General features: G+C 50.7%; 13 protein-coding genes. All 13 read left to right on the forward strand.

Annotation, left to right across the window (positions count from 1 at the left end; genetic code table 11):
- The first annotated feature begins 34 nt into the window (after positions 1–34).
- Positions 35–787, forward strand: a complete 753-nt coding sequence (locus HA41_RS08080; protein ID WP_094120335.1) for a glycosyltransferase family 2 protein — start codon at positions 35–37, stop codon at positions 785–787.
- Between the two features lie 46 nt (positions 788–833).
- Positions 834–1,868: a glycosyltransferase gene (locus HA41_RS08085; protein ID WP_094120336.1), complete on the forward strand. Its 1,035-nt coding sequence runs from the start codon at positions 834–836 to the stop codon at positions 1,866–1,868.
- Positions 1,869–1,950: 82 nt separating this feature from the next.
- Complete coding sequence (locus HA41_RS08090; RefSeq protein ID WP_094120337.1) at positions 1,951–4,167, forward strand: phage tailspike protein; 2,217 nt, start codon at positions 1,951–1,953, stop codon at positions 4,165–4,167.
- Positions 4,168–4,343: 176 nt separating this feature from the next.
- Positions 4,344–5,606 (forward strand): colanic acid biosynthesis pyruvyl transferase WcaK, encoded by a 1,263-nt coding sequence (gene wcaK / locus HA41_RS08095; RefSeq protein ID WP_094120338.1) that lies wholly within the window; start codon positions 4,344–4,346, stop codon positions 5,604–5,606.
- Between the two features lie 4 nt (positions 5,607–5,610).
- Positions 5,611–6,834, forward strand: a complete 1,224-nt coding sequence (locus tag HA41_RS08100; RefSeq protein ID WP_094120339.1) for a glycosyltransferase — start codon at positions 5,611–5,613, stop codon at positions 6,832–6,834.
- Positions 6,831–8,171: a lipopolysaccharide biosynthesis protein gene (locus tag HA41_RS08105; RefSeq protein WP_094120340.1), complete on the forward strand. Its 1,341-nt coding sequence runs from the start codon at positions 6,831–6,833 to the stop codon at positions 8,169–8,171. Before HA41_RS08100 ends, HA41_RS08105 begins: the two co-directional genes overlap by 4 nt.
- A 278-nt stretch (positions 8,172–8,449) precedes the next feature.
- Positions 8,450–9,352 carry a UTP--glucose-1-phosphate uridylyltransferase GalF gene (gene galF, locus HA41_RS08110; protein ID WP_094120341.1) on the forward strand — a complete coding sequence of 301 codons (903 nt, stop codon included), beginning with the start codon at positions 8,450–8,452 and terminating at the stop codon, positions 9,350–9,352.
- 42 nt (positions 9,353–9,394) lie between these two features.
- Positions 9,395–10,408: a UDP-glucose 4-epimerase GalE gene (gene galE / locus HA41_RS08115; protein ID WP_094120342.1), complete on the forward strand. Its 1,014-nt coding sequence runs from the start codon at positions 9,395–9,397 to the stop codon at positions 10,406–10,408.
- A gap of 432 nt (positions 10,409–10,840) precedes the next feature.
- Positions 10,841–11,920, forward strand: coding sequence for a dTDP-glucose 4,6-dehydratase (gene rfbB, locus HA41_RS08120; protein ID WP_094120343.1), 1,080 nt, complete (start codon positions 10,841–10,843; stop codon positions 11,918–11,920).
- Positions 11,920–12,807: a dTDP-4-dehydrorhamnose reductase gene (gene rfbD, locus HA41_RS08125; RefSeq protein WP_094120344.1), complete on the forward strand. Its 888-nt coding sequence runs from the start codon at positions 11,920–11,922 to the stop codon at positions 12,805–12,807. The genes rfbB and rfbD overlap by 1 nt, the downstream gene beginning before the upstream one ends.
- 44 nt (positions 12,808–12,851) lie before the next feature.
- The gene (gene rfbA / locus HA41_RS08130) at positions 12,852–13,733 is read left to right on the forward strand and encodes a glucose-1-phosphate thymidylyltransferase RfbA (protein WP_094120345.1); all 882 of its coding nucleotides are present in this window, start codon (positions 12,852–12,854) and stop codon (positions 13,731–13,733) included.
- On the forward strand, positions 13,733–14,281 hold the full coding sequence (gene rfbC / locus HA41_RS08135; RefSeq protein ID WP_094120346.1) for a dTDP-4-dehydrorhamnose 3,5-epimerase: 549 nt from the start codon (positions 13,733–13,735) through the stop codon (positions 14,279–14,281). The genes rfbA and rfbC overlap by 1 nt, the downstream gene beginning before the upstream one ends.
- Position 14,282: 1 nt before the next feature.
- A complete protein-coding gene (locus HA41_RS08140) occupies positions 14,283–15,212 on the forward strand; it encodes a glycosyltransferase family 2 protein (protein WP_094120347.1) in 930 nt (309 codons plus the stop codon).
- Positions 15,213–15,319 lie beyond the last annotated feature (107 nt).

The following is a 15,319-nucleotide window of genomic DNA, read 5'->3' on the forward strand; positions in this document are numbered from 1 at the left end:
GCTCTCTCTATTTGCTTATTATTCTGGGTTAAAGATGAATAATCACGTTGGAACCGTTGGCATCGTCATGCCTATGTATAACGCACGTCAGACGGTATTACGCGCCGTACAATCGGTTATCAATCAAAGTTACGCCGACTGGCACCTTTACCTGATTAACGACAAGTCGACCGACGATTCACTCGCCTGGGTGCGCGAACAGTGTCAGGACCCGCGTATCACCATTCTGGATAACGCCGTCAACATGGGCGCCGCCGAAACCCGTAATGTCGGGTTGCGTGCCGCCAGCGAAGAGATCATCGCGTTTCTCGACAGTGACGACGAATGGCATGCTGACAAACTGCAGCAACAGGTGGCGGCGATGGCCGCTGGCGATAACTTTGTTATCACCGAATATCACTACAAAACCCGCAACGCCGATCACGATATCACCTACAGCAAACCTTATCTGCAGCAGGAAAACTTTGTGAAGAAGCAGTATCGCGTCTGCTTCTCCTCGGTCTGTTTCCGCCGTCCGCCAGAGGGCATCTTCTTCCAGCGTAAGGGTCACGAAGATTTTTTTTTTCTGTATGAACTCTTCACCCGCTATAAGCAGGCACGCGTGATTCAGACGATTCTGGTCAATTATTACGAATTAGGTGATTCCCTTTCCCGTAATAAGAACAAAGCGGCGAAATGGCACCTGGAATTATTAAGAATTATCTATAAAAACAATCCTTTAAAAATCTATTACTATTACGGCTGGTATATGGTGAATGGCGTGCTGTTTACCCTGAAGCATCGTTAAGCCAATCGGCAGGATTGTCTTTATTATTTGAGGTGGATAGCGTTTCATGAAAAAAATCGTCCTGGTGATCAAAGATGCCTATTCGTATGCGGGCACCGAGAACATCTGTAACTTTATGTCAGAATGTCTTGGCGAAACACACGACGTCACCCTCTACTCGCTGGAAGGCAGCGGAAAAACCTTCTATCCGTTTGAGCACGTCAAACAGATCGTCAGCTTTGAAGGGCAAAGCAACCCGATTAAAAGCGCGGTGGCCCGTATTCACGAAGAGGGTTTCGATACCGTTTTCCTGATCAGTATGGGTCGCCTCAGCGTGATGTTCGCTTTCTGGAACCTGCTGGCGATGAAGAAAAAGCGTGGCAAAGCCTATGCCTGTGAACATATCGCCATTAACTCCTTCAGCAAACCGATCAAGTTCCTCAAGTTTCTGCTGCTGCGCTACTACGACCGCGTGATTGTTCTGACCGATAAAGATCATCAGGTGTTCAACCGCTGGCGCATTCCCAGCAAGCAAATCCCTAATCCGGTGGTTTACAAAGGTTTTCAGCGTCAGACGCGTCATCGTCAGGCGCTGGCCGTGGGTCGTCTGGATAACCAGAAGGGCTTCGATTTGATGCTGGACATCTGGCGCGATTTTGCCCGTACCCATCCTGACTGGACGCTGGTGATTGCCGGTGACGGCGAACTGCGTCAGCAGTTACACGATCAGGCCGCGGTGCTGGGGATTACTGACAGCGTGAAGTTTGTCGGCAAGGTCAGCAACATCAACGATTACTACCGCGACAGCGACATGGCGCTGATGACCTCACGCTATGAAGGATTGCCGCTGGTGCTGCTGGAAGCCAAATCCTGGTCACTGCCGGTGGTGGCTTATGACTGTCCGACCGGACCGCAGGAGATCATCAATCACGGTGAAGATGGTTTCCTGGTGCCGATGAATGACAAAACCACCTTCCTGGCGCGGATGGATCAACTCGCCAGCGATGACGCCCTGTTCTATGCCATGAGCGAAAAAACAAAACAGACCGCGCTGAAATTCGACGGTAATCAAATCAAGCAAAGCTGGCTGGCGTTGGTTTAATTCGGTGCTGGAAAAGCGCCCTTGCGACGTGCCTCAGGGACACCGCCATGGCCAATGGCCTTTTGACTACGGGAAATGATGCATGAAAAGAAGAGAAGTTTTACAGACCGCCGCTTCCGCTCTGGTGGGGGCTCTCTCCGTGAGCACCTTTTCCAGCTACGCTGCTAAAAGTAACGGTATCGCCCTGAAACCGGTCGATGCCACTGATGTGCCGAAGGGTGACGTACCGATCCTGACGCCGGAAAATGTTTACGCCATGCCACCCCAGTTCTGGCAGGGCTTTGAAGGCAAACTGTGGATCGGCAAGGCCGGCACCGATGCCAGCAAACCGGGCAACCAGATTCCGGTGTTCCTGCGTGATGCCAATGGCAAAGTGTCGCAGATTGCGCAGCCGGTCGCCCTGAACAAAGGCAACTTTTCCCAGTTCATCAAAGACAATGCGGCGCTGATCGCCGATCCGTCGCACTCAATGGCGGTGGAAGACAATAACGGTCAGATGTTATTTAACATCACCGACGTCAGCCGTCCTGGCGCAGCCGACTTTAGCCAGCGTCTGGCGCAGCCTGCCGGTTACCAGCTGATTGGTGAAATCCCGTCAGTGGAAGAGTTACGCAAAACCCGCCCGCTGTTTGAAGGGGCCAAAGTGAAGCTGAAAAGCTGGCATGACGGCTTCGAAGTCGGCGGCGGCGAGTTTGTCGGCAGCTTCCAGTCCGCCCAGGATGATGATGGGGTGAATTTCGCCGGTCAGGGTTTCCACTGGCGTCGCGTGGTAGAAGATTTTAACCGCTTAACCTTGTTTGATTTCGGCGCGATTGCGGACGGCAAAACCGATACTGCGCCGGCGATCATGGCGATGTTCACCTGGTCGCAGCAGGCTAACCAGCAAATCTGCGTCCAGTTCCCGGCCGGCACCTTTTTTGTCTCGGTCTGCGACTTCGGTGATAAGTATTTCAACTTCTTCCGCGTCTCCGGGGCGATGGTCAACTTCGGTTACTTCCCGGCCACCACCGTGGTCTCCGATGGCAAATCAGACTTCATCTTTTCGATGAATGCGCGCCGGGTTGAGCTCTCTAACCTGATTTTCAACGGTAACAGTGACAAGAACCCGAACAAACAGGGCTTCTTCCACAATATCTGTCCCGGCGGTCAGTTCTTCCGTGGTGCCTGCCTGCGTTTCAATTTTGTCGGCGGTACTGCCATCAGCCTGCAGGACACGCTGGATTGCAAAATCGACCAGTGGTATGCCTCGCGCTGCAGCGGCGACGTGATTAAAGCGGGCTGGTCAGGCCAGAAGCAGGGCAAATGGGATCACAGTACCGCGATTGAGTTATCTAACTTCAATGCGCAGCATTGTCGTGGTGGCAAAGTGCTGAACCTGCCGCGCTGCGGTCAGTCGATTATTCACAACGGCTGGATTGAGCACTGCGACAATCCAGGCGACATCTCGAACGGTCAGTGGATCATCGATGCGCTGAGCCTGGAGGATTGTAAGAATCCGCTGATCGCGCACAACTCCCGACTCAATATGCGTCAGACCAACCTGCAGTCGGGCAGCTGGATCGACAACTCCAGCCAGGGCGATCGTCTGCTCAGTATCTGGGAGATGGGCTCAACCCGCGTTGAGTCGTACGGTGTCGCGCTGGATGGCAGCCTCAAGTACAACTACATCACCTCGCGCTGGCGGTTAGAGAACAACACCAATCAGGAAACCTGGTTCGATCTCGGCAGCCTCTACTCACCGACGGTGGGTGATTCATGGGAGATTGAAATCTTTGGTCAGGCGCAATTCAGCAACGGCAGCGGCGATAAGCCGCTGATGAACCTGATCAGCGACAAAACCACCGGTGGCCGCGCGGTGATCCATGTTCAGCGCAAGAAAGGGCGCTCGGAAGCGAGCTGGTCTGCCGAAGGCAGTTCGCCCGTGGTCGACGTGCGCTATGTGGCGGAACATGACACCGATGTGCGGATCTTTATCAAACTGGCGGGCTGGACGCCGGCGGCTGCGGTGCTGGTGAAAACCACCGGTAAAGACCGTTTTGTCACCGGACGCTGCGCACGGGTTAATGCCCGGATGCAGCCTGGTAATCCGCCTGCCGGTGATGCCACCAAACGGGCGCCGCAGCGTTTCAGCCTGCACAACGGCAAAGCGGGCATCGGTGCCAACGAACAGGGCGATTTGCTGATGGCTTCCCGGCCGCTGTCGGCTGACCAGGTGGATACCAGCAAGCCGGAAGGCTTTGTCTCGGTGGTGATCAACGGCAAACAGGTGGCGCTGCCTTACTTCGCCATCAAGTCGTAACCGATTCACGCGTAACTGATGCATGACGGCTGCCATAAAGGAGGCGGCCGGTCTTAACAGGAGCAGGACCCTTTGGGTGCGTTATCCCGTATTGCAGTTATTTAAAATCAGAGTTCATTTTGCCCGTTGCGGATCTGGGCGGCTTGCAGAATTAAAAAAATTCATTCGGAGTTGTTATGAAAATTTTATTGGTGGGTAACCATACGTGTGGGAATCGTGGGGATGGCGCGATTCTTCGTGGACTGATTGATTCAATGAAGTCTGCTCGCAGTGATTTAGACATTGATGTGATTAGCCGTTATCCAACCAGCTCCGGTTATTTGCTCCAGCAGGATATTCAGCAGGATTCGCTGTTTCTGCATAACAGCAAGTCAGCTAAAGGTCTGGTCGGTTCGTTTAAGCGTAAAGTCGCGAACCGTTTGATGCCTGATATTATGATGGCGCATCTGGGCAAGGGCGGCCTGTACAAGTCGTTCGCCGTGCCGCCGCACCTGAAAGCATTTACCGAAAGCCTGGCAAAGTATGATGCGATTATTCAGGTGGGCGGATCGTTCTTTGTCGATCTCTATGGCGTGACCCAGTTTGATCACGCGCTCTGTGCGCTGATGGCAAAAAAACCGATCTACCTGATTGGTCACTCCGTTGGTCCGTTCCAGAACCCGCGCGTCAATGCGCTGGCTAACTTCGTGTTTGATCGCGTCGACAGCCTGGTGCTGCGTGAGTCGGTCAGCCTCGATCTGATGAAGCGTGATGGCGTTACCAGTTCGAAAGTGGCCGCCGGGGTGGATACCGCATTCCTGGTGCGGGCGCGTGAAGTGGAAAACCCAGGCCACAACCTGCTGCACTGGCAGGGTATTATCAGTGGTCGCAAAACCATCGCCATCACCGTGCGTGAACTGGCACCGTTCGATAAACGTCTGGGCGTGACGCAGAAAGAGTACGAAGCCGCCTTTGGCCGGGTGATCAACGCCATGATCGCCGAAGGCTACCAGGTCGTTGCCTTCTCGACCTGTACCGGTATCGACAGCTACGCCAAGGATGACCGTATGGTGGCGCTGACGCTGCGTGACCACGTGGCACAGCCAGAGCATTACCACGTCATCATGGATGAATTTAACGACCTGGAGCTGGGCATCCTGCTGAGTCATTGTCACCTGACCATTGGTACCCGCCTGCACTCGGCGATTATTTCGATGAACTTTGGCACCCCGGCCGTGGCGATCAACTACGAGCACAAGTCGATGGGTGTGATGAACCAGTTAGGTCTGCCGCAGATGGCAACCGATGTAAAAAGCCTGATGGATGGCTCGCTGATCGACAAGGTCCAGACGGTCCTCGCCGATTACGACAACATCAGGCAGAAGGTCGACACGGCCGTTGCGAATGAAAGGGAAATTGGCAATCGGATCACTGCAGAGATTCTCAAAGTATTAGGGTAATGTGATGAAACTGACTTTTTTCACCATGCGTTTCCCGGTTGCCTCTGAGACATTCGTACTAAATCAGGTGACCCATTTTATCGATGCTGGTTACGAGGTGGAGATTATTTCGGTCTTTCCCGGTGATTTAGTTAACCGGCACGCCGCCTTTGATGAGTATGGTCTGGCGGCAAAGACGCACTATCTGCTGCCGGAGGAGAAGGTCTCGATTGTCGATAAGCTGAACCAGCGTCTGCGACTGGTACTGCCGAAGTTGACGAAGCCGTCGCTGCTGCGTTCGCTCAATGTGCGCCGCTATGGCGCACAGGCGAGCAAACTGCTGCTGCCGTCAATTGTCGCCAATGCCACGCAGACCTTTACGGCCGACGTGTTTCTGGTTCACTTTGGCTACGCCGGGGCGCTGGCGAATAAGCTGCGTGAGCTGGGCGTGCTGAAGGGCAAGCAGGCAACCGTGTTTCATGGGGCCGACATTTCCCGACGTCACATTCTGGAAGAGCATAAGCTCGATTACGTTAACCTGTTCCGGCAGAGCGAGCTGATGTTACCGATCAGCCATTTGTGGCAGGACAAACTGATCGAGATGGGCTGTCCGCCGGAAAAGATTCACGTTACGCGCATGGGAATTGAGCCGGAGAAGTTTAACTTCCAGCCACGCCAGGCGTTTCACTCACCGCTGCGTATCGTCTCGGTGGCACGTCTGACCGAGAAGAAAGGGCTGGATGTGGCGGTGAAAGCCAGCGCGATTCTGAAACAGCGTGGCGGTCAGTTCCAGTACACCATCATTGGCAACGGCGATCAGGATGAGATGATGCGTGATTTCATCGCCCGTGAGGGGATGGAAGATTGCGTCAGTATGCCGGGCTTCAAGCCGCAGGATGAAATCCGCCGCGCATTAAGTGAAGCGGATATCTTCCTGCTGCCGTCTAAAACCGCCGCCGATGGCGATATGGAAGGCATCCCGGTGGCGCTGATGGAAGCGATGGCGGTTGGTCTGCCGGTGGTCTCGACGTTCCACAGCGGTATCCCGGAGCTGATTGAGAACAACGTTTCTGGCTGGCTGGTGGAAGAGGACGATCCTGAGGCGCTGGCCGGGACGCTGCTGAAGCTGTCGCAGGGCGAAGTTGACGTTGCGCCAGTGGTGGCTGCGGCGCGCCATAAAGTTGAAACCGAATTTAATCAGCATATCGCCTACGGCGAACTGGCACAGATTCTGGAGCGACTGGCGTGAGTGGATTTAAGTCACAGGCAATCTGGCTGTTCGGCAGCACCTGTTTTTCTGCCGTGCTGCAGGTAGCGCAACTCAGCTTTCTTGCCCGTAAACTGGAAACCCATGAACTGGGGCTGTTAGCCATTATTAACGCCATTCTGGCAGTGGCCGGCGTGCTGCAGGATATGGGGATGAGCAGCTATCTGGTGCATCGCCAGAACATCACCCGCCGCGAGCAGAGCACTATCTACTGGGTCAACGTCTCGCTCAGTCTCTGTACCGGTCTGATCATGCTGCTGATCGCCTTCCCGGTTGCGTGGTTCTATCATCTGCCTGAACTGGTCGGGCTGATCATGCTGACCAGCCTCAACTTCCTGGTGTTGGGACATTTGTCGCAGTATCAGGCGCACTACATCAAAACCAAGCGGATGGTGTCGCTGGCGAAGATTGAGATGGGCACCAAGCTGTTTGCCTTTCTCTGCGTGGTGGCGATGCTGGAGTTCACCTCACTGACGGTGGCCGCGGCGATTCTCGGTCTGTTTATCAACGCCTTTACCCGCATCCTGTGCATGATCGCGCTGGGTGAGAAGTCGTGGCGTCCAACCTGGGAGTTCGATAAAGCGACTTTCTTTGGCGCTATTCGTTACGGCAGCTATCAGCTCGGTTCGCAGACCATTAACCAGCTGCGTACCCAGGCTGATGCGTTGGTGGTGGGTAAGGTGATGGGTGCTGAGATGCTGGGTGTCTACTCGCTGGCTAAAGAGCTGGTGCTGCAACCGCTGAAGCTGGTCACGCCGGTGATTAACCGCCTGGCGCTGCCGCGTTTCGCCGAGAAGCAGCACGATGCTGAACAGCTGAAAAAACTGTTCCTCAAAGGCACGCTGGCCATCATGCTGTTCAGCAGCGCGATGTACCTGGTGATTGGTATCTTCTCGCCGGTGATCGTCCGCGTACTGTATGGCGCATCTCATGAGCAGGTCTATCACCTGATTCCGCTGATGCTGCTGTTTGGTATGCTGCGACCGATGGGTGGCCTGACCGGGGCGATATCCCAGGCTAACGGACGCACCAACGTCGAGTTTTACTGGAACATCGTCGCAAGTCTGGTAGTACTGGCGGTGCTTGCCACCACCTTTATCTGGCCGAACGTGCTCTATGTCGCGTTGACGCTCTCCATCTCGCAGATTCTGATCTCCGCCCTGGCGCATCCGTTCTTTATTAAGCCGGTCATCGGCGTTCGGTTTATGCCCTATGCCCGCCAGTGGGTCGCCGTCTCGGTAGTGTTTGTCGGCGTCATGATGCTGGTTAATCACTTCAATCTGTTTGTGATGCCAGAATGGTTTGAAGGCTGGTTATAACAGCACAGCAGTCATATTAACGGGCGGCCTCAGGGTCGCCCGTTTTCATTTATCGCTGGTCTTAGCCGCTGGCCGAATCGTGTCGGTAATGGCAGGGGCGAAATAAGTTTACTGCTTGTCTTTACTCAGTTTCTGCCGTCGCTGGCAATGGGCAAAATGCCGAATTTCCATGTTGTGACAGAGAGTTAGTGTCCGATTTTCAGATAAAGATTATACTTGCTGTTCTGGCCGATCCTGCATAATCGACCCACATCTTCATTTTATTAAACGGAATAAATATGACCAAGCTTAAAGCAGTAATCCCGGTTGCGGGTCTCGGTATGCATATGCTCCCTGCGACTAAAGCCATTCCGAAAGAGATGCTGCCTGTCGTCGACAAACCGATGATCCAGTACATCATTGACGAGTGTGTGGCTGCGGGCATTAAAGAGATTGTGCTGGTCACCCATGCCTCTAAAAATGCAGTGGAAAACCATTTCGATACCACCTATGAGCTGGAAGCGCTGCTTGAAGCGCGCGTGAAGCGCCAGCTGCTGAGCGAAGTGCAGTCTATCTGCCCGCCAGGCGTCACCATCATGAACGTGCGCCAGGCGCAGCCGCTGGGCCTGGGCCACTCGATTCTCTGTGCCCGCCCGATGATTGGCGACAATCCTTTCGTGGTAGTGCTGCCAGACGTGCTGCTGGATGATTCTACCGCTGACCACATGCGTTATAACCTTGCTGCGATGGTTGCCCGTTTTGAAGAGACCGGCCACAGCCAGGTGCTGGCGCAGCATATGCCCGCTTCCAATCTCTCTGAGTACTCGGTGATTACCACTGAAGAGCCGATTGATCACCCAGGCGACATCAGCACCATTACCGATTTCGTTGAGAAGCCTGAAGATACTGCCGGGCTGAGCTCTGACCTGGCTGCGGTAGGCCGCTATGTGCTTTCTGCGGATATCTGGGCAGAACTGGAGCGCACTGAGCCAGGCGCGTGGGGCCGTATCCAGCTGACCGATGCGATTGCCAGCCTGAGCAAACATAAAACCGTTGATGTTTCGCTGCTGACCGGTCACAGCTTTGACTGCGGTCGTAAACTGGGTTACATGCAGGCGTTTGTCTCTTATGGACTGCGTAGCAATGCTCAGGGCCGCGATTTCCGCGAAGCGATCCAGAAGATTCTTGCCAAACAACACTAATACCTTCGCCGCGCATCCCGCGGCAGAAAGAAAGGAGTACACATGGCTATTTTAGTAACGGGTGGCGCAGGCTACATCGGCTCCCACACGGTGCTGGCGCTGCTGCAGCGCGGTGATGACGTTGTGGTACTGGATAACCTGTGCAATGCGTCGCGGGAAGCGATTAACCGTGTCGAGAAGCTGGCGGGTAAGAAAGCGACCTTCGTTGAAGGTGACATCCGTGACCGCGCCTCTCTGCGCGATCTGTTCGCCTCGAACAGCATTTCTGCCGTGATCCACTTCGCCGCGCTGAAAGCGGTGGGTGAATCAACCCGTATGCCGCTGGAGTATTACGAGAACAATGTCGCGGGTACCGTGGTACTGCTGGAAGAGATGCGCGAAGCGGGCGTGTTTAACTTTATTTTCAGCTCCTCTGCCACTGTCTACGGTGCAGATGCGCCGGTGCCGTACGTTGAGACCACGCCAATTGGCGGCACCACCAGCCCTTATGGCACTTCCAAGCTGATGATTGAGCTGGTGATGCGTGACTTCGCTAAAGCGGAACCGAAGTTCAAGGCGATTGCCCTGCGTTACTTCAACCCGGTCGGCGCGCATGAGTCAGGTGAAATCGGTGAAGACCCAACAGGTATCCCGAACAACCTGCTGCCGTACATTGCTCAGGTGGCCATTGGCCGTCTGGAGAAGCTGGGCGTGTTTGGCGGCGATTACGATACGCCAGATGGGACCTGTCTGCGTGACTACATCCACGTGGTTGACCTGGCAGAAGGGCACCTGAAGGCGCTGGATCATCTCAACAAAGTGGAAGGCTACACCGCTTACAACCTGGGCGGCGGCAAAGGCTTCTCGGTGCTGGAGATGATCAAAGCATTTGAGAAAGCCTCAGGCAAAGCAATTCCGTTTGAGATCAAACCGCGTCGTGATGGCGACCTGCCAGCCTTCTGGGCTGACGCCTCACTGGCCAACCGTGACCTCGACTGGCGTGTAACGCGCGGCATCGATGAAATGATGCGTGATACGTGGAACTGGCAGAGCAAGAACCCGGATGGGTTTAAGTAACTGAAAAAGGCGAACTTTGGTTCGCCTTTATTTATCTTTAAATCAAATTCTCTAAAAAACCTTTCACATCTTTCTGATTGCATCGCATTGACGCTTCAGCAACCATCGCCTACGCCTGTATAGCGCTCATAAGTTGAACTGTCACCTCAGACTTAAACGCATTTTATTCGTCATAGAGATGTCCGAGTGATAGAATTTACGCTTGTTGAATGATAAAGCTGCTTTAACAATTTCGGCATCAAAGTGATATCAATCAACTGAATGCTGCGCTGATGACAGGTTCATACTGGCAGTATACGCATTTGGCTTAGGACAATCAGCATCGTGGGGGCTGTAACCCAGGGGCGGTAGCGTGTCTTAAAACGCTTATGATTGTCTGCTTTTCATTCAGGCACCAGTGCCTCAGATAGCTTGTCAGGAATAAAACACGTCATGAAGATTCTAATTACAGGTGGTGCAGGCTTTATTGGTTCAGCGGTAGTACGTCATATTATTAACAATACGAATGATGAAGTCATAAATGTTGATAAGCTGACCTATGCGGGCAATCTTGAGTCTTTAAAAGAGGTTAGCAACAGTCCTCGCTACCGATTTAAGCAGATTGATATCTGTGACGGTCAGGCAATAAGCGATGCATTAAACGAATTTCAGCCTGATGCGATTATGCATCTGGCGGCAGAAAGTCATGTAGACCGGTCAATTACCGGCCCGGCTGAGTTTGTTCAGACTAACGTGGTAGGTACCTACGCCTTGCTGGAAGCAAGCCGTCAATACTGGAGCGCATTGCCTGAAGAGCGTAAAACCGCATTCCGTTTTCATCATATCTCTACTGATGAGGTCTATGGCGACTTACCGCATCCCGACGAAATGGAGGGCGATTTACCGCTGTTTACCGAAGAAACGCCTTACGCACCCAGCAGTCCTTACTCATCAACCAAAGCCGCCAGCGATCATCTGGTTCGCGCCTGGGGCCGCACCTATAAGCTACCGGTTATTGTGACCAACTGCTCGAACAACTATGGTCCTTATCATTTCCCGGAAAAACTTATCCCGCTGATCATCAGTAATGCGCTGGAAGGCAAACCTTTACCTATCTATGGTAAAGGCGATCAGATTCGTGACTGGCTTTATGTCGAGGATCATGCGCGTGCGCTGTATACCGTGGTTAAAAATGCTCAGACAGGGACTACTTACAACATCGGCGGACATAACGAAAAGAAAAATATCGATGTTGTGATGAAAGTTTGTGAGTTGCTGGACCAACTCCGCCCGAAAGCCACGCCTTACAGCGATCAGATCACTTACGTTCAGGACCGTCCCGGCCATGATCGTCGTTACGCGATTGACGCTGCCAAAATAGAGAGAGAGTTGGGCTGGAAACCGGAAGAGACATTCGAAACGGGTCTGAAGAAAACAGTTGAATGGTACCTGAATAATGCGCAATGGGTTGAGCATGTGAAAAGTGGTGCGTATCAAAACTGGATTGAAGAAAACTACGAGAAACGTAGCTAATGAATATACTACTTTTTGGTAAGAACGGACAGGTCGGCTGGGAATTACAGCGGGCCTTAGCCCCTCTCGGCAATCTGATTGTAGTAGACCGTCATTCCAGCGATTACTGTGGTGATTTTGAAAATCCCAGGGGCATAGCTGAAACCGTTCGCAAGCTTAAGCCAGCAGTCATTGTCAATGCAACTGCTTACACCGCGGTAGATAAAGCTGAATCAGAGCAAGATAAAGCCCGTCTGGTAAATGCCACTTCGATTGAAGCATTGGCACAGGCTGCGGAAGAGATCGGTGCATGGTTAATTCATTATTCTACCGATTATGTTTTTGACGGCTCAGGCGAAGAGGCATGGCTTGAAGATGATGCCACTGCACCGCTCAATGTGTATGGTCAGACAAAACTTGAAGGTGAGCAGGCTATTGCTCGTTGCATGACCCGCTACCTGATTTTCCGCACCAGTTGGGTTTATGCAGCAAAGGGAAATAACTTTGCTAAAACCATGCTTAAGCTGGCTAAAGAACGTGAAACATTATCAGTAATTAATGATCAATTTGGTGCACCTACAGGCGCTGAACTTATCGCAGATAGCACCGCACATGCTATCAGAAGCGCATTAAATGACGATAACGTTGCCGGCACGTACCATCTTATTGCTGCAGGAGAAACGACCTGGCATGCTTATGCCAGTAAAGTTATCGAGTTTGCCAAAGAACAAGGTGTTGAGTTGAAAGTCCAGGTAATTAACCCTGTACCAACCAGCGCTTTTCCAATGGCTGCTAAGCGTCCTGCTAACTCAAGACTCAATACAGAGAAGTTCCAGCATACTTTTGGTTTAACCTTGCCTGACTGGACTTTAGGTGTTGAACGTATGTTGCTCGAAACTCTCCAATAACAGAAACAGGCATCTTAAGGTGTCTGGTTAATCAAGGTGATATTGTGAAAAAGAATAAGGGTATTATTCTCGCAGGTGGCTCAGGAACGCGCCTTTATCCGGTGACAATGGCTGTAAGTAAACAATTACTCCCAGTATATGATAAGCCAATGATCTACTACCCACTTAGCACGCTGATGCTGGCGGGGATTAATGACATTCTGATTATCAGTACGCCACAGGATACACCCAGGTTTGAAAGTCTGTTAGGAGATGGATCGCAATGGGGAATTTCTATTCAGTATAAAGTGCAGCCGAGCCCGGATGGTTTAGCTCAAGCCTTTATTATTGGAGAAGAATTTATTGGTGATGACTCAGTCGCGTTGATACTCGGCGATAATATTTTCTATGGTCATGACCTTTACAAACAGCTTGAAGCCGCCTCTGAAAAAGATGACGGAGCGACAGTCTTTGCTTATCACGTAACCGATCCAGAAAGATACGGCGTGGTAGAGTTCGATAGCGAAGGTAAAGCCATTTCTCTGGTAGAAAAACCTGAGAATCCGCGCAGTAACTATGCGGTGACCGGTCTCTATTTTTATGATAACAGCGTAGTGGATATGGCAAAAAATCTTCAGCCATCACCTCGTGGCGAGTTAGAAATTACCGATATTAACCGTATCTATATGGAACAAGGTAAGCTGTCTGTTTCAATCATGGGGCGTGGACATGCCTGGTTAGATACCGGGACGCATCAAAGCCTCATGGAAGCTAATAACTTTATTCAGACTATAGAGTCACGACAAGGCCTTAAAGTCGCCTGTCCGGAAGAAATTGCCTTCAGAATGGAATTTATTAATAAGGATCAGTTGAAAGAATTGGCAAAGCCCTATCTAAAAAACGAATACGGCAAATATTTAATGGCTTTGGTTGAAGGACGCTTATAATGAAAATCATTGATACTAAAATCAAGGACGTTAAAATTATCGAGCCAAGAGTATTCGGCGACGATCGTGGATTTTTTCTGGAGAGCTTCAATCAATCTTTTTTTGACGACGCGGTAGGACAACACGTAGAGTTTGTCCAGGATAATCACTCAATGTCTAAAAAAGGTGTTTTAAGAGGACTGCATTATCAACTTGATCCTAACGCACAAGGAAAATTAGTTCGATGTGTTGAGGGTGAGGTTTTTGATGTGGCGGTAGATATCAGACGCTCATCCCCAACCTTTGGTCATTGGGTAGGTGTTAATCTAAGCGCCGAAAATCATCGCCAACTATGGATCCCCGAAGGATTTGCACACGGCTTTATTACCTTGTCAGATAGAGTTCAGTTTGTTTACAAAACAACAAATTACTATGCGCCGCAATCAGAGCGAAGCATATTATGGAACGATCCTCAAATAAATATTGATTGGCCAGAAATTGAAAATATTACTTTATCTGAAAAGGATAAAGTTGGCGTGTTACTCAATAACGCAGAAACTTTCAGTTGAAATGGAAAAAAAATTAAGCACAGCCATTCTTTTATGTTCCTTCAATGGGAATAAATATATCAGCCGGCAAATTGATTCCATCATCAATCAAACCGAAAAAAACTGGACGATATTTATTTCAGACGATGGTTCAACAGATAATACTCTTGATATCTTACGTGAGTATCAGGAGCAGTTGGGGCAAGAGCGCTTAGTTATAATAAATGGTCCGGGCAAAGGGTTTGCCCGGAACTTCATATCATTACTTGAGAGAGTAGGTAATGAATTTGATTACTTTGCATTTTGTGATCAAGATGATGAGTGGATGCCAGAAAAACTGGCTATTGCCATAAAGAAACTGTCTGAAATAGATAGAGGATCGCCTGCTGTATATTGTGGAAGGACTTCTTTGGTAGATGAAAAGGGGAATCACCTAGGGGAGTCTCCTCTATTTGAGAAAAAACCATCGTTTAAGAATGCACTTATACAAAGTATTGCCGGAGGCAATACGATGGTATTAAACCAAACGGCTAAAAAAGTAGTCGATAAAACACCTCGTGATGTTGAAATAATCTCTCACGATTGGTGGGTTTATATTATTGTGACAGCTGTAGGCGGGTATATTTACTATGATCCAGAGCCAGTTATTAAATATCGCCAGCACACGGATAATATTGTTGGTTCAAATCTTGGGTGGCTTGCAAGATTAAAAAGAATTTCGGGTTTGCTTGACGGACACTTTAAAGGCTGGATTGATCTAAATCTTTATGCTCTTAATAAATCCGATATTGTGATCACTCCTGAGAATATGAAAATTCTTAATAGTTTTGACTGTGCGAGGAAAAGTGGTTTATTTAAAAGATTGTATACATTCAATAAATTAAAAATGTATCGTCAGACTTATCTGGGTACTTTAGGCTTGTACGTTGCCATTTTATTGAAAAAGTTATGATTGATAAGTAAAGTACTTGTTAAAAGGTGAAATTTTGCAGCAAATTACTAATCACAAGACATCATTGTCGTCGTTATGCAAGAATACCTACCAAAACAGACATATCA

Origin of the sequence: Pantoea conspicua (assembly GCF_002095315.1) — a bacterium.
Taxonomy (GTDB): Bacteria; Pseudomonadota; Gammaproteobacteria; order Enterobacterales; family Enterobacteriaceae; genus Pantoea; species Pantoea conspicua.

Coding starts and splice junctions, on each gene's coding strand:
- rfbB (WP_094120343.1), top strand. CDS start 10,841: ATGAAGATTCTAATTACAGGTGGTGCAGGCTTTATTGGTTCAGCGGTA.
- rfbD (WP_094120344.1), top strand. CDS start 11,920: ATGAATATACTACTTTTTGGTAAGAACGGACAGGTCGGCTGGGAATTA.
- HA41_RS08085 (WP_094120336.1), top strand. CDS start 834: ATGAAAAAAATCGTCCTGGTGATCAAAGATGCCTATTCGTATGCGGGC.
- wcaK (WP_094120338.1), top strand. CDS start 4,344: ATGAAAATTTTATTGGTGGGTAACCATACGTGTGGGAATCGTGGGGAT.
- rfbC (WP_094120346.1), top strand. CDS start 13,733: ATGAAAATCATTGATACTAAAATCAAGGACGTTAAAATTATCGAGCCA.
- galE (WP_094120342.1), top strand. CDS start 9,395: ATGGCTATTTTAGTAACGGGTGGCGCAGGCTACATCGGCTCCCACACG.
- HA41_RS08080 (WP_094120335.1), top strand. CDS start 35: ATGAATAATCACGTTGGAACCGTTGGCATCGTCATGCCTATGTATAAC.
- HA41_RS08100 (WP_094120339.1), top strand. CDS start 5,611: ATGAAACTGACTTTTTTCACCATGCGTTTCCCGGTTGCCTCTGAGACA.
- HA41_RS08140 (WP_094120347.1), top strand. CDS start 14,283: ATGGAAAAAAAATTAAGCACAGCCATTCTTTTATGTTCCTTCAATGGG.
- HA41_RS08090 (WP_094120337.1), top strand. CDS start 1,951: ATGAAAAGAAGAGAAGTTTTACAGACCGCCGCTTCCGCTCTGGTGGGG.
- galF (WP_094120341.1), top strand. CDS start 8,450: ATGACCAAGCTTAAAGCAGTAATCCCGGTTGCGGGTCTCGGTATGCAT.